This is a genomic window from Pseudomonas sp. 43mfcvi1.1, assembly GCF_900115935.1.
In the GTDB taxonomy this organism is placed as follows: domain Bacteria; phylum Pseudomonadota; class Gammaproteobacteria; order Pseudomonadales; family Pseudomonadaceae; genus Aquipseudomonas; species Aquipseudomonas bijieensis.
In genome coordinates this window covers 197357-217157 of the sequence record NZ_UETT01000002.1, presented here as the reverse complement: position 1 = coordinate 217157, position 19801 = coordinate 197357, and the positions used below count along the sequence as shown (strand labels likewise).

At 61.8% G+C, this 19801-nt stretch carries 17 protein-coding genes; 2 read left to right on the top strand and 15 right to left on the bottom strand.

Going from position 1 to position 19801, the window contains the following annotated elements; genetic code table 11:
- Positions 1 to 107 precede the first annotated feature (107 nt).
- From hutG to hutC, 11 genes are all read right to left on the bottom strand, one after another.
- A complete protein-coding gene (gene hutG / locus DTP52_RS04345) occupies positions 108 to 911 on the bottom strand; it encodes an N-formylglutamate deformylase (protein WP_109752010.1) in 804 nt (267 codons plus the stop codon).
- An 11-nt stretch (positions 912 to 922) separates the two neighbouring features.
- Positions 923 to 2125, bottom strand: coding sequence for an imidazolonepropionase (gene hutI / locus DTP52_RS04340; protein ID WP_109752009.1), 1203 nt, complete (start codon positions 2123 to 2125; stop codon positions 923 to 925).
- 102 nt (positions 2126 to 2227) lie between these two features.
- Positions 2228 to 3760, bottom strand: a complete 1533-nt coding sequence (hutH, locus tag DTP52_RS04335; RefSeq protein WP_109752008.1) for a histidine ammonia-lyase — start codon at positions 3758 to 3760, stop codon at positions 2228 to 2230.
- Between the two features lie 114 nt (positions 3761 to 3874).
- Complete coding sequence (hutH, locus tag DTP52_RS04330; protein ID WP_109752007.1) at positions 3875 to 5398, bottom strand: histidine ammonia-lyase; 1524 nt, start codon at positions 5396 to 5398, stop codon at positions 3875 to 3877.
- 175 nt (positions 5399 to 5573) lie between these two features.
- Positions 5574 to 6404, bottom strand: a complete 831-nt coding sequence (locus tag DTP52_RS04320) for a glycine betaine/L-proline ABC transporter ATP-binding protein (RefSeq protein WP_050586211.1) — start codon at positions 6402 to 6404, stop codon at positions 5574 to 5576.
- Positions 6401 to 7252, bottom strand: a complete 852-nt coding sequence (locus DTP52_RS04315) for a proline/glycine betaine ABC transporter permease (RefSeq protein ID WP_109752006.1) — start codon at positions 7250 to 7252, stop codon at positions 6401 to 6403. The genes DTP52_RS04320 and DTP52_RS04315 overlap by 4 nt, the downstream gene beginning before the upstream one ends.
- Before the next feature lie 70 nt (positions 7253 to 7322).
- Positions 7323 to 8291 carry an ABC transporter substrate-binding protein gene (locus DTP52_RS04310; protein WP_014336129.1) on the bottom strand — a complete coding sequence of 323 codons (969 nt, stop codon included), beginning with the start codon at positions 8289 to 8291 and terminating at the stop codon, positions 7323 to 7325.
- Positions 8292 to 8360: 69 nt separating this feature from the next.
- Positions 8361 to 9827: a cytosine permease gene (locus tag DTP52_RS04305; RefSeq protein WP_109752005.1), complete on the bottom strand. Its 1467-nt coding sequence runs from the start codon at positions 9825 to 9827 to the stop codon at positions 8361 to 8363.
- Between the two features lie 153 nt (positions 9828 to 9980).
- Positions 9981 to 11669, bottom strand: a complete 1689-nt coding sequence (gene hutU, locus DTP52_RS04300) for a urocanate hydratase (protein ID WP_039592729.1) — start codon at positions 11667 to 11669, stop codon at positions 9981 to 9983.
- Positions 11670 to 12129: 460 nt separating this feature from the next.
- Positions 12130 to 12699 carry a HutD family protein gene (locus tag DTP52_RS04290; protein WP_109752003.1) on the bottom strand — a complete coding sequence of 190 codons (570 nt, stop codon included), beginning with the start codon at positions 12697 to 12699 and terminating at the stop codon, positions 12130 to 12132.
- Positions 12696 to 13406 carry a histidine utilization repressor gene (gene hutC / locus DTP52_RS04285; RefSeq protein WP_170845945.1) on the bottom strand — a complete coding sequence of 237 codons (711 nt, stop codon included), beginning with the start codon at positions 13404 to 13406 and terminating at the stop codon, positions 12696 to 12698. The genes DTP52_RS04290 and hutC overlap by 4 nt, the downstream gene beginning before the upstream one ends.
- 143 nt (positions 13407 to 13549) lie before the next feature.
- Between hutC and DTP52_RS04280 the strand changes: the two genes are divergently transcribed.
- Complete coding sequence (locus DTP52_RS04280; protein ID WP_109752002.1) at positions 13550 to 14914, top strand: formimidoylglutamate deiminase; 1365 nt, start codon at positions 13550 to 13552, stop codon at positions 14912 to 14914.
- A 120-nt stretch (positions 14915 to 15034) separates the two neighbouring features.
- On the opposite strand, the gene DTP52_RS04275 is transcribed toward DTP52_RS04280, so the two are convergent.
- Together DTP52_RS04275 and DTP52_RS04270 are read right to left on the bottom strand one after the other, a co-directional pair.
- Positions 15035 to 15604 carry a lipocalin family protein gene (locus tag DTP52_RS04275; protein WP_109752001.1) on the bottom strand — a complete coding sequence of 190 codons (570 nt, stop codon included), beginning with the start codon at positions 15602 to 15604 and terminating at the stop codon, positions 15035 to 15037.
- A gap of 31 nt (positions 15605 to 15635) precedes the next feature.
- Complete coding sequence (locus DTP52_RS04270; RefSeq protein ID WP_018608002.1) at positions 15636 to 15890, bottom strand: lipoprotein; 255 nt, start codon at positions 15888 to 15890, stop codon at positions 15636 to 15638.
- A gap of 284 nt (positions 15891 to 16174) precedes the next feature.
- Here DTP52_RS04270 and DTP52_RS04265 point away from each other — a divergent pair, with 284 nt between their 5' ends.
- Complete coding sequence (locus tag DTP52_RS04265; protein ID WP_204334266.1) at positions 16175 to 18067, top strand: methyl-accepting chemotaxis protein; 1893 nt, start codon at positions 16175 to 16177, stop codon at positions 18065 to 18067.
- A gap of 122 nt (positions 18068 to 18189) precedes the next feature.
- Here DTP52_RS04265 and DTP52_RS04260 read toward each other — a convergent pair whose 3' ends face one another.
- A complete protein-coding gene (locus DTP52_RS04260) occupies positions 18190 to 18786 on the bottom strand; it encodes a DUF924 family protein (protein ID WP_109751999.1) in 597 nt (198 codons plus the stop codon).
- A gap of 3 nt (positions 18787 to 18789) precedes the next feature.
- Positions 18790 to 19800 carry a class 1 fructose-bisphosphatase gene (locus DTP52_RS04255; RefSeq protein WP_109751998.1) on the bottom strand — a complete coding sequence of 337 codons (1011 nt, stop codon included), beginning with the start codon at positions 19798 to 19800 and terminating at the stop codon, positions 18790 to 18792.
- Position 19801 lies beyond the last annotated feature (1 nt).

Here is a 19801-nt window from a genome sequence, read left to right as displayed (position 1 = left end):
CCCGCGATGAAGACACCGCGGTTCCCCTGAAACCGAGGCGCCTGTATCGCGAGCAAGCTTTGCTCCCACAGATGACTCCCCTCGCCACAGAGGAATCGCGCAGGTGTTTATTTTTTGTAAGCCTGCTGCCCCCACGCCAGCAAACCTTCCAGCAATTGCTTGAGCACCACCTGGGTCGGTTCCGCCAAGTCCGCGCGGTAGTTGAACGGTTCGAACTCTTCCATGTAGGTGCTCTGGCACAGCTCCAGTTGCACCGCGTGGATGTCTTCGGTCGGGTTGCCATAGTACCGGGTGATGTGTCCGCCCTTGAATCGCCCGTTGAGCACATGAGTGAATTGATCGTGGCGGGCACAGATGGCTTCGAGCTGGCTGGCCAGGGTCGGGTCGCAACTGACGCCGTTGAACGTGCCAAGGTTGAAATCCGGCAGTTTGCCGTCGAACAGGTGCGGGATCACCGAGCGGATCGAATGGGCATCGAACAGCAAGGCATAGCCGAATTCGGCCTTGAGCCGCGCCAGTTCCTGCCGCAGCGCCTGGTGATAAGGCATCCAGACCTGTTGCAGATAAGTCGCCCGCTCCTCGGCCGACGGCTCCAAGCCTTCGCGAAACAATGGCACGCCATCGAACAACGTCGCCGGGTACAAACCGGTGGTGGCGCCAACGTACATCGGCTTGTCATCGGAGGGTCGGTTCAGGTCGATGACGAACCGCGAGTACTCCGCGGCCAGGGTGCTGGCGCCCAGCTCGGCGGCAAATTCGTAGAGCCTTGGGATGTGCCAGTCGGTATCCGGCAGGCTTTGCGCCTCGGGGATCAACCCGGCCTGTACCGCCGGGGTCAGGCGCAGGCCGGCGTGGGGCATGCTGATCAACAGCGGCACGCGCCCTTGCTTGAAATTCAGGACCTTCTCCACAACCGTTCTCCTCAATCGATTTCAACGCCGTGACGCACGACGCGCTTTTCCAGATCGCCACCAAGCCAGTACGCCAGGTCGGCCGGGCGGTCGATATGCCAGGCGACAAAATCCGCCGCCTTGCCGGCTTCCAGCGAACCGTGGGTGTCCGCCATGCCCAAGGCCTGGGCGGCATGAATGGTCACCCCGGCCAGGGCTTCTTCCGGGGTCATGCGAAAACAGGTGCAGGCCATGTTCAACATCAAGCGCAGCGACAGCGCCGGCGAGGTGCCGGGGTTGAGGTCGCTGGCCACGGCGATCTTCACGCCGTGCTTGCGCAGGGCGTCCATGGGCGGCAGCTGGGTTTCGCGCAGGAAATAAAACGCCCCCGGCAGCAGCACCGCCACCGTGCCGGCCTCGGCCATGGCCTTGGCATCGTCTTCGGTCATGAACTCCAGGTGATCGGCCGACAGCGCCTGGTAACGCGCCGCCAGGCTTGAACCGTGCAGGGACGACAATTGCTCGGCGTGCAGCTTCACTGGCAGCCCCAGTTGCTGCGCTGCGATAAACACCCGCTCGACTTGCGCTGGGGAAAACGCCAGGTATTCGCAGAAGGCATCCACCGCATCCACCAAGCCTTCGGCTGCCAGGGCCGGCAGCATCTCGGTGCAGATGTGCTCGATGTAATCATCGGCGCGATCTTTGTATTCCGGTGGCAAGGCGTGGGCCGCCAGACAGGTGCTGCGCACGCTGACCGGCAGTTCGGCACCGAGACGGCGGATGACCCGCAAGATCTTGCGTTCGCTGGCCAGGTCCAGGCCGTAGCCGGATTTGATTTCCACCGTGGTCACGCCGTCGCGCATCAAGCTTTGCAGGCGCTTGGCGGCACTGGCGAACAACTCTTCTTCGCTGGCGGCGCGAGTGGCGCGCACGGTGCTGGCGATGCCACCGCCGGCCGCCGCGATTTCGGCGTAGCTGACACCTTGCAGGCGCTGTTCGAATTCACCACTGCGGTTGCCACCAAACACTGTGTGGGTGTGGCAGTCGATCAGCCCCGGGGTGACCCAGGCGCCCTTGAGATCGTTGACCGCCGGGTAGTCACCCGTCGGCAATTCGGCACGCGGGCCGATCCATTGGATGTGCCCGCCCTGGGTGACGATGGCGGCGTCTTCGATGATCGAGTAGACGCCCTGGGCCATGGTCGCGGCGTGGCAGTTTTGCCAGAGGGTTTTCATCCCGAGTTTCCTCGTCTCATTCAAAATCGATTCGCAAGCAGGCTCGCTCCCACAAGGATTGCGCTGAACCTTGTGGGAGCGAGCCTGCTCGCGATGAGGCCCTTACAGGCTCGGCAGCAATTGCGCCGTGACCAGTTCATTCAGGCAACGACTGGCCAACAACTCGCTCGCCGCGTTGATGTCCGGCGCAAAGAACCGGTCCTTCTCATAAAACGGCACTTCTGCGCGCAACAGGCTGCGAGCCTGTTCCAGCTTCGCCGAGGTCTTCAAACCACCGCGCAGGTCCAACCCCTGGCAAGCCGCCAGCCATTCCACCGCGAGAATCCCGCGAGTGTTCTCGGCCATTTCCCACAGGCGCTTGCCAGCGGCCGGGGCCATGGAGACGTGGTCTTCCTGGTTGGCCGAGGTCGGCAGGCTGTCTACCGAATGAGGATGGGACAGCGCCTTGTTTTCACTGGCCAGGGCGGCAGCGGTGACCTGGGCGATCATGAAGCCCGAGTTCACCCCACCATTGGCCACCAGGAACGGCGGCAGTTGCGACATGTGCTTGTCCATCATCAACGAAATACGCCGCTCGCTCAGGGAGCCGATTTCGGCGATCGCCAAGGCCATGTTGTCGGCAGCCATCGCCACCGGTTCGGCGTGGAAGTTGCCACCGGAAATCACGTCACCCTCGGCGGCGAACACCAGCGGGTTGTCCGACACCGCGTTGGCCTCGATCACCAGCACTTCGGCGGCCTGGCGGAACTGGGTCAGGCAGGCGCCCATCACTTGCGGCTGACAGCGCAGGGAGTAGGGGTCCTGGACCTTGTCGCAGTTCTGGTGCGAATCGGAGACTTCGCTACGTTCGCCCAACAGGTCGCGGTAGGCAGCGGCGGCATCGATCTGGCCTTTCTGGCCGCGGGCGGCATGGATGCGCGCGTCGAATGGCGACCGCGAGCCGAGTACCGCTTCCACCGTCAAGCTACCCAGGGCCAGGGCACCGGCGAACAGGTCTTCGCCTTCGAACAGGCCACGCAGGGCAAACGCGGTGGACACCTGAGTGCCGTTGAGCAGCGCCAGGCCTTCTTTCGCCGCCAGGGTCAGCGGCGCAAGGCCGGCCACTTTCAGCGCTTCGACAGCCGGCAGCCATTCGCCCTTGTAGCGGGCCTTACCCTCGCCCAGCAACACCAGGGACATGTGGGCCAGTGGTGCCAGGTCGCCGGAAGCGCCGACCGAGCCTTTCAGCGGAATGTGCGGATAGACCTCGGCATTGATCAGCGCAATCAGCGCATCGATCACCTGCCGGCGGATCCCGGAAAAGCCCCGGCTGAGGCTGTTGACCTTGAGCACCATGACCAGCCGAACCAATGCATCGCTGATCGGCTCGCCCACCCCGGCGGCATGGGACAGCACCAGGGAGCGCTGCAGGTTTTCCAGGTCTTCGCTGGCGATGCGGGTCGAGGCCAGCAAGCCGAAACCGGTGTTGATGCCGTAGGCGGTGCGGTTCTCGGCCAGGATCTGTTCAACGCAGGCGACACTGGCTTCGATCTGCGCCGACGCGCTGGCGTCGAGGCTCAGGGTCACGGGTTGCTGATAGATGTCACGCAATTGAGCCAGGCTCAATTGGCCGGGAATCAGGTTTAAGGCAGTCATGTATTGCTCCTTTTGAGAGTTTTGTTTTCACCCGCCAGTCGCTCCGGAATGTTCCGTTATCCGTCACCCTCGCCTTTTGGGCGATGGGTGCCTTGGCACGCTGGCGGTTTTTGATCAGTTCAAATTCGGTAAAGCGTTGTGCAGCACGGCTGGATCTTTAAGCAGCGCGGCGGCGCTGGCGATGTCCGGCGCCAGCCAGCGGTCCTGGTCGTAGGCCGGGACATGCTCGCGCAGCAGTTTCCACGCAACGTCGGTGCCGGCACCGAAGCGTTGCGTCTTGAGAAATTCAAAGGCCTGGGCCGCCAGCAGGTATTCGATGGCGAGGATCTGCGTGCAGTTTTCCAACGCCCGATGCAGCTTCAGGGCGGCGTTGGTGCCCATGCTCAAGTGATCCTCTTGCAGCCCTGAAGTGACGAAGTTGTCGAGCACCGCCGGTTGCGCCAGTTGCTTGTTCTCGGCGCACAGCGACGCGGCGACGTATTGCACGATCATCATCCCCGAATTCACCCCGGGGTTGGCCACCAGGAATGCCGGCAGGCCGCTGACATGGGGGTTGATCAAACGGTCGAGGCGGCGCTCGGCGATGGAGCCGATTTCGGCCATGGCAATCGCCAGCAGATCCGCCGCCAACGCCACCGACTGGCCGTGGGGGTTGGCCTGGGACATGACGCGGAAGTTTTCCGGCGTGCCCAGCAGCAGCGGGTTATCGGTGGTGGCGTTGAGTTCGGTTTCGATCTGTTTACGGGCATGCTCCAACTGATCGCGAGCGGCTCCGTGCACTTGGGGAATCGAGCGGATACTCAAGGCGTCCTGGGTGCGAATGCCCAGGCTCGCGGCGATGACTTCGCTGCCGTCGAGCAAGGCCCGCAAGTTGCCCCCGACTTGCTGCATGCCCGGATGCGGCTTGAGGGCGATGATCTCGGCATCGAACGCTGCGATCTGCCCGCGCTGGGCCTCGAAGCTCATGGCACCGATCACATCGGCCCATTGCAGCAGGCGCGTCGCATCGGCGAGAGCCAGGCAGCTCAGACCGGTCATGCACGGTGTGCCGTTGACCAGGCACAAACCGTCCTTGGCCCCCAGTTGCACCGGTTGCAGGCCTTCGGCAGCCAGGGCCTGTTGCGCCGGGACTGTTTGCCCGCGATAGCTGACATTGCCCACGCCCAGCAGCGCGATGCTGATGTGGGCCATGTGGGTCAGGTAGCCCACCGAACCTTGGGAGGGCACTTGCGGTGTGATGCCACGATTGAGCAACGCCAGCAGCGCTTCGACCACCCGACGATGAATGCCGGACTTGCCCTGGCTGTAGTTGAGGATGGCGGCGCAGAGAATCGCCCGGGTCTGCTCATCGGAAAGCGGCGCGCCGACACCACAGGCATGGCTGAGCAGGGTGTTGCGTGACAGTTGGCTGAGTTGTTCGTCCTTGAGCGAGACATTGCACAAGGCTCCCAGGCCGGTGTTGACGCCGTAGGCACGCTCACCGCTTTCGACGATGCGCTGGACAATGGCCTGGGCATTGTCGATCCGTGCCCAGGCCTGGGCCGACAGCTCGAGCACAGCGCCGAAGCGGGCGACGGCGACCACGTCCTGCCAGCGCAACGGAGCGCCGGTGATTACGATTTTTTCAGCCTGGGACATCTTCAACCTCGTGCGCATATAAGTTGCCAAAAAATTTGTGGCGAGGGGCGGACATCTGTGGGAGCAAGGCTTGCCCGCGATAAAAACAACGCGGTCTCTCTGGAACCGAGGCGCCTGTATCGCGAGCAAGCTTTGCTCCCACAGATAAATCCCCTCGCCACAACTGCGTCCTACCTCAAACCACCGCCGCACGCCGCTGCACGAACCGATCGACATACTCATCCGCCGGCGAGTGCAGGATCTCCCGGGGCGTGCCGACCTGAATCAGCTTGCCGTCCTTGAGGATCGCGATGCGGTTGCCGATGCGCACGGCCTCGTCGAGGTCGTGGGTGATGAACACGATGGTCTTGTGCAGGGTCTTTTGCAGCTCCAGCAACTGGTCCTGCATTTCCGCGCGGATCAGCGGGTCGAGGGCGCTGAAGGCTTCGTCCATCAGGATGATGTCGGTGTCCGCCGCCAAGGCACGGGCCAGGCCCACGCGCTGGCGCATGCCGCCTGAGAGCTGGTGCGGGTACTTGTTCTCATAGCCCTTCAGGCCCACGGTGTTGATCCAGTGCAGCGCTCGCTCAGCGCACACCTGCTTGCTCTCGCCGCGCACTTTCAAGCCGTAGGCGACGTTGTCCAGCACGCTCTTGTGGGGCAGCAGGCCGAAGCTCTGGAACACCATACTGATCTTGTGCCGGCGAAACTCGCGCAGGGCGTCCATGTCCAGTTGCAGGATGTCTTCACCGTCTACCAGGATCGCCCCACTGGTAGGATCGATCAGCCGGTTGAAGTGCCGCACCAACGTGGACTTGCCGGAGCCGGACAGGCCCATGATCACGAAGATCTCACCGGTGCCGATACTCAGCGATAAGTCGTTCACGCCGACCACGCAACCGGTTTCGGCCAGTACCTGGTCCTTGGTCTTGTTCTGGCGGATCAGCTCCAGGGCTTCCTTGGAGCGATTGCCGAAAATCTTGAAGACGTTCTTGACTTCGATCTTGCTGATGGCTGCGTTGCTCATTTGCTCACCTCGTGCCGAGGACGACCATAGGCCTGGGTAATGCGGTCGATGACCACGGCGAGAATCACGATGGCCAGCCCCGCTTCGAGGCCGCGTCCGACGTTGAGGGTCTGGATGCCCACCAGCACGTCTTCACCCAGGCCTCGGGCGCCGATCATCGAAGCGATGACGACCATCGACAGGGCCATCATGGTGGTCTGGTTGATCCCGGCCATGATGCTCGGCAGGGCCAGGGGCAGTTGCACGCCGAACAGCTGTTGCCAGCGATTGGCGCCAAACGCGTTGATGGCTTCCATCACTTCGCCGTCCACTTGGCGAATGCCCAGGTCGGTCAGGCGAATCAATGGCGGCGCGGCATAGATCACCGTGGCGAAAATCGCCGGGACCTTGCCCAGGCCGAACAGCATCAACACCGGAATCAGGTACACGAAGCTCGGCATGGTCTGCATGATGTCCAGCAGCGGCATCAGCACCGAACGCAGGCGATTGCTGCGCGCCGAGAGGATGCCCAGCGGGATGCCGATCAACACCGAGATCAGCGTCGCCACCAGCATCAGGGCGAGGGTCTGCATCAGTTTGTCCCACAGGCCCACCGCCCCCACCAGGAACAACAGGCCGACGATGACCGCCGTGGCCACGACCTTGCGGGTGGCGTGCCAGGCAACGCCGCCGACGATGGCCAGCATCAGCCACCAGGGCGCCATGCGCAGCAGGCCTTCGAGGTTGACGATGGCCCACAGCAGGGTGTCGGAGATGTGCCGGAACACATCGCCATAGTTGGTCACCAGGGAGTCAACCCAACCGTTGACCCAGTCGGCGATGGAGAAGGTAAAGCTTTCGGGAAACATAAGAGACTCTCGATCAAGTGGATGCGGTGAACGTCCCGGCCAGCCCTACGACTGGCCGGGGGTATTCGACCTACAGAGCCGCGTCGATTTTCTTGGCAGCGTCTTCGCTTACCCAGGCGTGCCAGACTTCAGGATGTTCCTTCAGGAAGATCTTCGCCAGTTTTGGCGACTCGATCCGCTCCTTGGCCATGCGTCCGAGGTTCTGGTTCAGGATGTCGATGGGCAGGTTGACCTTTTCCAGCACGGCCACCAGTTCCGGTGCTTCGTCATGGAAGGTCTTGGACAGGCCGACCTTGATGCTCACGCTCTTATCCACGCCCGGTTTTTCTTCCAGTTTCACCAGATCCACCTGGCCCATCAGCGGCGTTGGCGACCAGTAGTAGAACAGGATCGGTTCGCCACGCTTGTAGCTCGACAGCACGGCCGCATCCAGGGCCGGGCCAGTGCCGGGGCGGAAGTTGGTGTAGGTTTTTTCCAGGCCATAGCTTTTCAGCATTTCGCTGTTGTCCAGCTCACAGGTCCAGCCGGCCGGGCAGTTGTAGAAACGGCCCTTGGACGGTTCTTCCGGATCCTTGAACACGGCGGCGTACTGCCCCAGGTCGGCGATGTTCTTCAGGCCTGGCGCCTTGGCTTCGAGCTTGCGCTTGGCATCGCCTTCCACCACGTAGCGCGGCACGTACCAACCTTCGATGGCGCCTACGACCGGGGCACCGACACCGACCACTTTGCCGGCCTTCTCGGCCTTGTTCCAGACTTCGCTGCGGCCGACCCACTCTTCGGCAAACACCTGGATGTCGTTGCTGCTCAGGGCGTTTTCCATGGTGATGGAGTTGCCTGGCAGGCTGTCGGTCTTGCAGTCGTAGCCTTTTTCCAGCACCACTTGCAGGACGTCGGTCAGCAGCATGCCACTTTCCCAGTTCAGGCCGGCGAACTTCACCGGTTTGCCCGACTCGCACCAACCCGCCGCTTGCGTGGCGCCGGCACTGGCCAGCAGGCCCATGGAAAGCAATGTGGTCAGCAGGGTCTTGTTCGATTTCATTGTGTGACGCTCCTAATCAGTGAATTGGCTTACGGCAGTCAAGAGGCATCCAGCCCTGTCAACGTCCCATCAGACCGCTTGAACGCGGCCCGCCCTGCTCGGTTGTGCGTCAACCGTGTCCTGCTCGACCGGCAGGATCAATTGATCGGGTACAGCGCTGTGCCACTTCTTGGCGGCGAGGTAATACAGCACCGCCGGGACCACCAGACCGATGATCCAGGAAATATCCACACCCCCCATCGCTCCCACCAGCGGACCGGTATAGAACTTGGTGGCAATGAACGGCAATTGAATCAGTACACCTACCGCATAGATGCTGATACCGAGGGCGTTCCAGCGACCGTAGCGACCGTTCGGGTCAGCCAGTGCCGGCACGTCATAGCGCTCGCGAGTGATGCAGTAGTAGTCCACCAGGTTGATCGCGCTCCACGGCGTAAAGAACGCCAGCAAGAACAGGATGAAGGACTTGAACGCACCGAGGAACGAGTGCTGGCCGAGCAGCGCGATCAGGGTCGCGGCGCCGACGATGACCAGCACGAAGACCAGGCGTTGCAAGCGTGTGACGTGCAGGTGGCCACGAAAACCGCTGATGATGGTGGCAATGCACATGAAGCTGCCGTAGGAGTTCAGCGTGGAGATGGTGACCTTGCCGAACGCGATGCTGAAGTACAGCAGCGCAGCGGTGGCGCCGGTCCCGCCCAGGCCAACGATGTAGGCCACTTCGTGACCTGCGAACTGCCCGTTGGCCGAGGCGGCGGCAAATACGCCGAGGATCATCGCCACCTGTGCGCCGATGACTGAACCGGCGCCTGCGGCAAAAAAGGTTTTCACCGAGGACGTCTTGCTCGGCAGGTAACGCGAATAGTCCGCCACGTAGGGGCCGAAGGCGATCTGCCAGGATGCCGCAAGCGACACCGCCAGCAGGAAGCTGCTCCAGCTGAAATGGCGGATTTGCAGGAGTGCGCCAACGTCTGTCTGGCTCATCAGGCGAGCGAACAGGTAAACAAAGGCAATCACGCCAAGGATGCTGGCGACACGGCCAATGAAGTGAATCACCCGATAACCGAGCACCGTGACCAGCACGATGACACTGGCGAAAATGAGGATGCCGACACTGTCGCTGACGCCGAACAACTGGCCCAGCGCCTGGCCGGAAAGCACGGTTCCGGTTGCGGTGAAACCCAGGTACATCAGGCACACCAGCACGATCGGGATGGCCGCGCCGTAGACACCGAACTGCACCCGGCTGGAGATCATCTGCGGCAGGCCAAGCTTGGGTCCTTGTGCGGCATGCAACGCCATCACGCCACCGCCGAGCAGTTGGCCGATCAGCAAACCGATCAACGACCAGAACACGTCACCGCCCAGCACCACCGCCAATGCGCCGGTGACAATGGCAGTGATTTGCAGGTTAGCCCCCATCCAGAGAGTGAACTGGCTCAACAACCGACCGTGCCGCTCCGCTTCCGGGATGTAGTCGATCGAACGTTTCTCGATCAACGGCTTGCTGCTTGCGCGTGTGCTACTGACAGCCATGGTTCAACCTCTGGTGGATTGTTCTGGAATTCATTGGCGCTGCAATTTCCATGTGGGAGCGAGCCTGCTCGCGATTGCGATCTATCAGCCGACACCTGAATTGAATGTGCTGACGTCATCGCGAGCAGGCTCGCTCCTACAGGGGAATTTGCATTATTTGCCGGTGATCATCGGCAGGTTCAGCCCCTGTTCTTTCGCGCAGTCGATAGCGATCTGGTAACCGGCATCGGCATGGCGCATCACCCCGGTACCCGGGTCGTTATGCAGCACACGAGCAATGCGCTCGGCCGCTTCGTCGGTACCGTCGCAGACGATCACCATGCCCGAATGCTGGGAGAAGCCCATGCCGACGCCGCCACCGTGGTGCAGCGAAACCCAGGTCGCGCCGCTGGCGGTGTTGAGCAAGGCGTTGAGCAGCGGCCAGTCGGAGACCGCGTCGGAACCGTCCTGCATGGATTCGGTTTCACGGTTGGGGCTGGCCACGGAACCGGAGTCCAGGTGGTCGCGACCAATCACGATAGGGGCCGACAATTCGCCGCTGCGCACCATTTCGTTGAAGGCCAGGCCCAACTTGGCGCGCTGGCCCAGGCCAACCCAGCAGATACGTGCCGGCAAGCCCTGGAAGCTGATGCGCTCGCGGGCCATGTCCAGCCAGTTGTGCAGGTGGGCATCGTCGGGGATCAGTTCCTTGACCTTGGCGTCGGTCTTGTAGATGTCCTGCGGGTCACCCGACAGCGCGGCCCAACGGAACGGGCCGATGCCACGGCAGAACAGCGGACGGATGTAGGCCGGGACGAAGCCTGGGAAATCGAAGGCATTTTCGACGCCTTCTTCCTGGGCCATCTGGCGGATGTTGTTGCCGTAGTCGAAGGTCGGCACGCCCATTTTCTGGAAGGCCAGCATGGCTTTGACGTGGACGGCCATCGATTGCTTGGCGGCCTTCACCACGGCGGCGGGTTCGGTCTTGGCGCGGGCGCGGTATTCGTCCCAGGTCCACCCGGCCGGCAGGTAGCCGTTGAGTGGGTCGTGGGCGCTGGTCTGGTCGGTGACCATGTCCGGGCGCACGCCACGACGGACCATTTCCGGCAGGATTTCAGCGGCGTTCCCACACAGCGCGATGGAAATCGCCTTGCCTTCGGCGGTGTACTTCTCGATACGGGCCAGGGCGTCGTCGAGGTCTTTGGCCTGCTCGTCGACGTAACGGGTCTTGAGGCGGAAATCGATGCTGACCTGCTGGCATTCGATGTTCAGCGAGCACGCACCGGCCAGGGTCGCGGCCAATGGTTGTGCGCCGCCCATGCCGCCCAGGCCGGCGGTGAGGACCCAGCGGCCCTTGAGGTTGGAGTCGTAGTGCTGGCGACCGGCCTCGACGAAGGTTTCGTAGGTGCCCTGGACGATGCCCTGGCTGCCGATGTAGATCCAGCTGCCGGCAGTCATCTGGCCGTACATGGCCAGGCCCTTGGCGTCGAGTTCGTTGAAGTGTTCCCAACTGGCCCAGTGCGGCACCAGGTTGGAGTTGGCGATCAGGACGCGAGGCGCATTGCTGTGGGTCTTGAACACGCCCACCGGCTTGCCGGATTGCACCAGCAGGGTTTCGTCGTCGTTCAGGTTGGTCAGGCTTTCGACGATCTTGTCGTAGCACTCCCAGTTGCGCGCCGCGCGGCCGATGCCACCGTAGACCACCAGTTCCTTGGGGTTCTCGGCCACTTCCGGGTCGAGGTTGTTCATCAACATACGCAGCGGCGCTTCAGTCAGCCAGCTCTTGGCGGTCAGCGTGTTACCGCGAGGCGCGCGGATTTCAACGTCACGGTATTTTTCGGGTTTGCGGGTAGCGTCGGTCACAGCAAAAACTCCTCAGCGATCAATCCAGACCAGCCCGGGCAGTGGGCAGCGATTTCTACGAACGTTGCGTTGAATATTCGATGACTCATACGCATACGTCTTTACTTGTATGTACAAGCATATGCAATCAAGCGGCCAACTTGTTGGAGGCGGTGTTCAGGAACGGTCGGGGAATTGGCTGAAAGCCTTGTGACTTAAGGGCTGCTGAGCTGCATGAAATTTTTTAAGAGGGTTTTCGAGGGGAAAATCGGCGAGGCACAAAAGCGTGGTATTGCGCCACGCTGGGGCATTCGGTAACAAGTTGGTGCGTACAGAAACAGCAGGCTGGTACCTTGTGGCGAGGGGATTTATCTGTGGGAGCAAGGCTTGCCCGCGACGCAGGCGACTCGATTTTCTGGCAGACCGCATCGCCTGCATCGCGGGCAAGCCTTGCTCCCACAGGGTACTCAAGAAGCTGAAATTAGTGGGCCGTCAACTCGATCACGCAGCACTGGCCGTGGCTGGAGATGTCCAGCAGCCCGGTGTTACCGCTCAATTGCAGGCAGTCGTAGAGGCCCAGGTTGATGGCGGACTCGCCAATCTTGATCGCCAATCCCGGGGCCGCGCTGAACACCAGCACCGTCCCTGCCTCGCTGAAAAACCGCTGTTGCCCCCCCATCCACTGCAACCGCGCGCGGTAACGCTGCGGTGCATAGATCAGGTTGAAGTCACGGATCGGTCCACCCAGCAACGTGCAAAAGACATGACTTTCGCCGCTGAACGCAAAGGGGTCCAGCGGATGCAATGGCCGCGTAACCTGGCCATCGACGTTCAGTGTCATGCCGTCACCCTGCAAGACGCTGATGATCCGCTCGTAACCGGTGAATGTAGAAAAACCGCCCGACTCAGCGATATCGGCAATCGACAGACGCCAACCAAAACCCTCCAGGCCGGTTCCGGCATCGCGAGTGATTTCCTCGGTGCTGCCGCCGCCGTTTTTCCATGGCATGCGTGGATAATCCGCAGCGCGTAAAACCTTCAAGTCACTCATTTATGAAACCGTCCTTCCAGACTATGACGCGAGCCCGGGTGGATCAGGCGTGCGGCGGTCACCGGCTGGCGTCCGGACCAGGTACGACGGCGGATCAACAGGCACGGCTCGCCCCTTTCGATCTGCAGCAGCTTGCATTCGCTCGGCTCGGCCAGGATCGCCTCGACCACATGCTCGCCCTCGGTCAGCGGTGCGACCTGGTTCAGATAGGCGTAGGGCGTTTGTACGGTGAAATCCTGCTTGAGGTAGTCCGGCGCCACCAATGCGTTGACGAAACGGTCCTCGATTTGCACGGGAATGTCGTTCTCGAAATGCACGATCAGCGAATGGAAGACCTTCTGGCCTTCACGCATGTCCAGGGCCAGCGCACGCTCGGAACCGGCCGCCTCTTCTTCGAGGGTGATGACCTTGCAGGTGTGGCGATGACCACGGGAGGCGATTTCGTCGGCGATGTTATGCACTTCGAACAGCGCGGACTGGCTCTTGGGCTCGGCCACGAACGTGCCGACGCCCTGCATGCGCACCAACAGGCCATCAGCGGTCATTTCCCGCAGGGCACGGTTGATGGTCATGCGGCTGAAACCCAACTGGCTGACCAGTTCGCTTTCCGACGGCACACGGTAGTGCGGCGGCCAGTTTCCACTGTCGATCTGCTGGGTGATCATCTGTTTGACGCGGGCGTACAAGGGCGCCGGACTGTCACCCATGTTTGCGGCCAGCGGCGGTTTGGCAGGCGGAGTCGGCACGGCGGTTCCCTGTTCTGCGGATAAGGTTGCTAGCTTGCCGGAGTTTACCGGCCAGGCAAACGTCTGTATATGTATATACAAATTACGCACAATGAGGTTGAACCATGTCCGCCTTCTTTGCCGAACGCGCGCTGCTGCCTAATGGATGGGCCAATGATGTACGTCTTGAGGTCGACGCCGAGGGCGTGCTGACCCATATCCAGGCCGGCTCCCATGCAGACGGTGCCGAACGGCTGGGTGGTCCGCTGTTGCCGGGCATGCCGAACCTGCACTCCCACGCCTTCCAACGGGCCATGGCCGGGCTGGCGGAAGTGGCCGGCAATCCCAACGACAGTTTCTGGACCTGGCGCGACTTGATGTATCGCCTCGTCGGAAAAATCAGCCCCGATCAACTCGGCATCATCGCCCGCCAGCTGTACATCGAAATGCTCAAGGCCGGCTACACCTCGGTCGCCGAATTCCACTATGTGCACCACGACACCGACGGCACGCCCTACGCCGACCCGGCGGAGCTGGCCTTGCGCGTCAGCCACGCCGCCAGCGCCGCCGGCATAGGCCTGACGCTGCTGCCGGTGCTCTACAGTCATTCCGGTTTTGGTGGCCAGGCGCCCAATGATGGGCAGCGTCGGTTCATCAACAGCAGCGAAAACTACCTGAAGCTTCAGTCACGCTTGCAGCCGGTCCTGGCCGGACAACCGTCCCAGACCCTGGGTTTGTGCTTCCACTCGTTGCGCGCCGTGACACCCGGGCAGATCCAGGATGTGCTGGCCGCCAGCGACCGTGAGTGCCCGGTGCATATCCACATAGCCGAGCAGCAGAAGGAAGTCGACGACTGCCTGAGCTGGAGCGGCGCCCGCCCGCTGCAATGGCTGTACGAAAACACCGAAGTCGACCAACGCTGGTGCCTGGTCCACGCCACCCATGCCAACGCCGAGGAAGTCAGCCTCATGGCCAAGAGTCGGGCGATTGCCGGCCTGTGCCTGACCACCGAAGCCAACCTGGGGGACGGGATTTTCCCCGCCGTGGATTTCCTCGCCCAGGGTGGGCGCCTGGGTATCGGTTCCGACAGTCATGTGTCGTTGAGCGTGGTGGAAGAACTGCGCTGGCTGGAATACGGCCAGCGCCTGCGGGACCAACGGCGTAACCGTTTGTATCGCGCGGATCAGCCGATGGTCGGCCGCACGCTGTTTGACGCGGCGCTGGAAGGCGGTGCCCAGGCCCTGGGGCAACCGGTGGGCGCCCTGGCAATCGGCAAGCGCGCCGACTGGCTGGTGCTCGATGGCAACGACCCGTACCTGGCCACGGCCCAGGGCGACGGGATCCTCAATCGCTGGCTGTTTGCCGGCGGGGATCGTCAGGTGCGCGATGTGATGGTCGGCGGCCAATGGGTCGTGCGCGATGGGCGTCATGCCGGCGAAGAGGAAAGCGCCCGGGCGTTTACCCAGGTGCTGCGCGAACTGCTGGGCTAACGCGGATAAAAATGTGGGAGCGGGCTTGCTCGCGAATGCGGTGTGACAGCCGACATCTATGTGTCTGATACACCGTATTCGCGAGCAAGCCCGCTCCCACATTGTGGTCCCAGGCGTCGATCAATCCGAAGTCTTGGCCATCTGCCGATCCGACGCTCGCCAGATCAACCGTGTCGTGTCGTAGCCCTGCTGGCGCGCGATGCTCAGCAGTTCCTCGCGCACGACGCTATTGACGGTCGGCGTACGGGACAGCAGCCACATGTAGCGACGGCTCGGGTCGCCAACGATAGCGGTCTTATAGTCATCGCTGACGTACAACACCCAGTATTGCCCTTTCGCCACGCCCGGCACGATCCGCGAAAACCAGTTGTCGAATTCGACCCAGAGCTTGTCGGTCTTGCCCGGCACCTGGGGCGTGGCAGTGCCCCTGGCTTCTTCCCACTGCCAGTCCGAGGTCAGGCAGCGATTGAGCACACCCATGTTGCCGTCTGGCTTGAGGGTGTAGTGAGCTTCCGATTGCGCGCAATTGCGCTGGAAATACATGGGCAGGCGGGCCAACTCATACCAGGTCCCTTGGTAACGCTTGAGATTGACGCTGTTGACCGTCTTGGGTGCCAACGGATCTTCGCCAGAAGTGGCACAGCCAGCCAAAACCAGGCCAGCCAAAAGCACAAAAACTAACCGCATCATTATTTTTCTCCCGTGGGCCCATGGCCCCGGTTTACTTCAGGCCTTGGCCGGAAAACATCAACACTTTGTCACCGGCGTACTGCACGCTGATAAAGCTTTTCTGGTCGCCCCAGGTGCAGCTGGACATGCCGAGCGCGCCTGAACAATCGGTCGGTTTCCCCAGCAACGTTTCGACTTCGGACTTGGGCATGCCAGCCGACAGTTTCGAGTAGTTTTCCTGGTTGACCTTGCTGCATGCGGTCAACACGACGCACATAAACAGCAGGGCGATAGATCGCAGCGACATGGTGTAACTCCTGAAGCGGAAGGGAGGTGGCAGGGTGCCAACCTGATCCTTAGAAGAGAAAACCCCTATCTGGTTCCCTGACGCCCCCAGTATTTATTGGCTGTACAGAGGTGTTTCATCGGTGAATCAATCGATTTGTGACAGCGTCGTACCTTTCGTCGGGATTGGGCCCTTGACGCCTGATGGGCCGGGCTTTTGCGCCGATAAAAAGTAACGGCGCAAAATCCTGCGTTATGGCAAATTGACAGCCCGTCCTGACTCATCCCCCCGCGGTAGTGTTATTAATGACCAGAAACATGAAATTCAGCCATAAAATCCTGTTGGCTGCCGCCCTTGTGGTGGCCATTGCTTTCGCCTGTTTCATCCTGTTCAACGACTATCGTCAACGCCAGAGCCTGCACGCCAGCACCGAGACTTCCATGCAGGAACTCGGCAGCCTGACCAGCCGTAACATCCAGACGTGGGTCGAAGGTCGCATCCAGTTGCTGCAATCGCTGGCCCAGCAGATCGCCGTGGACGGCAGCGGCGCCGACAGCCTCAAGCGCGCCGTGGGCTTGCCGGCCTACACCAGCAACTTCCAGCTCAGCTATTTTGGCGGCACCGACGGTGTGATGTTCTCGGTACCGGCCGGCAATCGCGCCGCCGATTACGACCCCCGTGCCCGTGGCTGGTACAAGGCCGCCAACAGCGCACAACAAACCATCGTCACCGAACCCTATATCGCCGCTTCGTCGGGCAAGCTGGTGATCACCGTCGCCACTCCGGTGCAGCACCAGAACCAGATGATCGGCGTGGCCGGTGCGGACATCGACCTGTCCAGCATCAGCGCCATCATCAACTCGCTGAACTTCGGCGGCCACGGCCACGCGTTCATCGTCAGCGCCGACGGCAAGATCCTGATCCACCCCGACAGCAAGCGCGTGCTCAAGACCCTGGCCGAGGCCTACCCCAACGGCGCGCCGCAAATCAGCCCCGGCGTGAAAGAAGTCGACCTCGACGGCAAGACCCAGTTCATCTCCTTCACCCACGTCAACGGCGTGCCGGGCGCCGACTGGTACGTGGCGCTGGTGCTCGACAAGGACACCGCGCTGGCGATGCTCAGCGAGTTCCGTACTTCGGCACTGATCGCCATGGTCATTGCCGTGGTGTTCATCATCGCCCTGCTTGGCATGTTGATCCGCGTGCTGATGCAACCGCTGCTGACCATGGGCCGCGCGATGCATGACATCGCCGAGGGCGAAGGCGACCTGACCCGGCGCCTGATCATCCACGGCCACGATGAATTCGGCGCCCTGGGGACTTCGTTCAACCGCTTTGTCGAGCGTATCCATACCTCGATCCGCGAAGTGGCCTCGGCCACCGGCCAAGTCAACGAAGTCGCCCTGCGTGTGGTCAGTGCGTCCAACTCGTCGATGTTCAACTCCGACCAGCAGGCTTCGCGCACCAGCAGCGTCGCCGCGGCCATCAACCAACTCGGTGCCGCCGCCCAGGAGATCGCCCAGAACGCCGCCCTCGCCTCGCAGCACTCCAGCGATGCCCGCAGCCTGGCCGAAGACGGCCAGCAAGTGGTGGATAAAACCATCGCCGCCATGCAGCAGTTGTCAGCCAAGATCAGCGATTCGTGCGGCAACATCGAAACCCTGAACAGCAACACGGTGAACATCGGCCAGATCCTGGAGGTGATCACCAGCATTTCCCAGCAGACCAACCTGCTCGCCCTGAACGCCGCCATCGAAGCCGCCCGGGCTGGTGAAGCCGGACGCGGCTTCGCGGTGGTCGCCGATGAAGTGCGCAACCTGGCCCACCGGACCCAGGACTCGGCGCAGCAAGTGCAGAAGATGATCGAGGAACTGCAAGTCGGCGCCCGGGAAGCGGTGCTGACCATGACCGACAGCCAGCGCCAGAGCGAAAGCAGCGTCGGCATCGCCAACCAGGCCGGCGAACGCCTGGGCAGCGTGACCCAGCGCATCGGTGAAATCGACGGCATGAACCAGTCCGTGGCCACCGCCACCGAAGAACAGACCGCCGTGGTGGAGTCGATCAATGTCGACATCACCGAGATCAACACCTTGAACCAGGAAGGCGTGGAAAACCTGCAGGCTACCTTGCGCGCCTGTGCCGACCTTGAACAGCAGGCGGCGCGGTTGAAGCAGTTGGTGGGGAGTTTCCGGATCTAACGCTCTCAAGGGCCCCATCGCGAGCAGGCTCGCTCCCACAGTTGACCGAGTTCCTTCAGGGAAACACGATCGACTGTGGGAGCGGCTTGCTCGCGAAAGCGGCATCAGCCTTACAGAAAAAATCAGAACCTGGACCCAGGCCTGTTCAAGAACTCGATTTCATCAGCCGTAGACTCGCGCCCCAACACCGCATTGCGATGAGGAAAGCGTCCAAACCGGGCAATGATCTTCTGATGCCGTTCGGCATAATCCAGGTTGTCTTCAAACACCGCCCGCTGCGCCTCAGGCTGCTCCCGCACCAGATCGATAAACCGTGACACGGCTTCGTTCTGCACTGCGAGGTTTTCGCAGTGTTCCAGTACCAAGTAGATGAACACGCGCTGGATCGGCTTGAGTTGCCGGTCAAAACCCGCCGCCAGGCCCTGGGCCACCAGCGCTTGGGCACGCAGGTCACCGGAAAAAGCCTTGGGAGTGTCGCGAAAGATCATTCGCGGGAGCTGATCGAGTAGCAGCACCAGGGCCAGCCAACCTTCCGGGCGTTGCGCCCAGTCGGTCAATCCACCGGCCAGTGCCTGCTCGACCAGATCGCCGAAGCGCTCACGCGCCTGGCGATCATGACCTTTGCCAAACCACAGCTTGCCCTTGTCAGCCGATATTTCGTCTGGCGTGTCGGCTGAGCCAAACCACCAATCGAGCAACGACTGCCAGGGCTCGGCCATGCCTTATTCCTTGTGGTAGGCCGTGACGCGGGCGACTTCTTCCTTCGAACCGAGGAACACCGCCACACGCTCGTGCAGGCCTTCAGGCTGGATGTCGAGGATACGCTGGTGACCGTCGGTGGAAGCGCCACCCGCCTGCTCCACCAGGAACGACATCGGGTTGGCTTCGTACATCAGGCGCAGCTTGCCCGGCTTGGACGGCTCACGGCTGTCGCGCGGGTACATGAACAGACCGCCACGGGTCAGGATCCGGTGCACATCGGCAACCATCGCGGCAACCCAACGCATGTTGTAGTTCTTCTTCAGCGGGCCTTCCTCGCCTGCCAGCAACTCTTCAACGTAGCGTTTTACCGGAGCTTCCCAGTGACGCTGGTTGGACATGTTGATGGCGAATTCCTGGGTGGTTTCAGGAATGGTGATGTCTTCGTGGGTCAGGACGAAGCTGCCCATCTCGCGGTCCAGGGTGAAACCCTTGACGCCGTCGCCCAGGGTCAGCACCAGCATGGTCTGCGGGCCGTAGATGGCATAACCGGCGGCGACCTGCTGGGTGCCTGGTTGCAGGAAGGCCTTTTCATTCAGGGCTTCGTTCTGGCTCAGGTATTCGTTCGGGCAACGCAGTACCGAGAAGATGGTGCCGACCGGGGCGTTGATGTCGATGTTCGACGAACCGTCCAGTGGGTCGAACACCAGCAGGTAGGCACCCTTGGGGTATTTGCCCGGGATCTGGTAGGCATTGTCCATTTCCTCGGACGCCATGCCGGCCAGGTGACCGCCCCATTCGTTGGCTTCGAGCAGGATTTCGTTGGACAGCACGTCGAGCTTCTTCTGCACTTCGCCCTGTACGTTTTCAGTGCCCATGCTGCCCAGGACACCACCCAGCGCGCCTTTGGAAACGGCGTGGCTGATCTCCTTGCACGCACGCGCCACCACTTCGATCAAAAAGCGCAGATCGGCAGGGGTGTTGTTGCTGCGGGTCTGCTCAATCAAATAGCGACTCAAGGTAACGCGGGACATG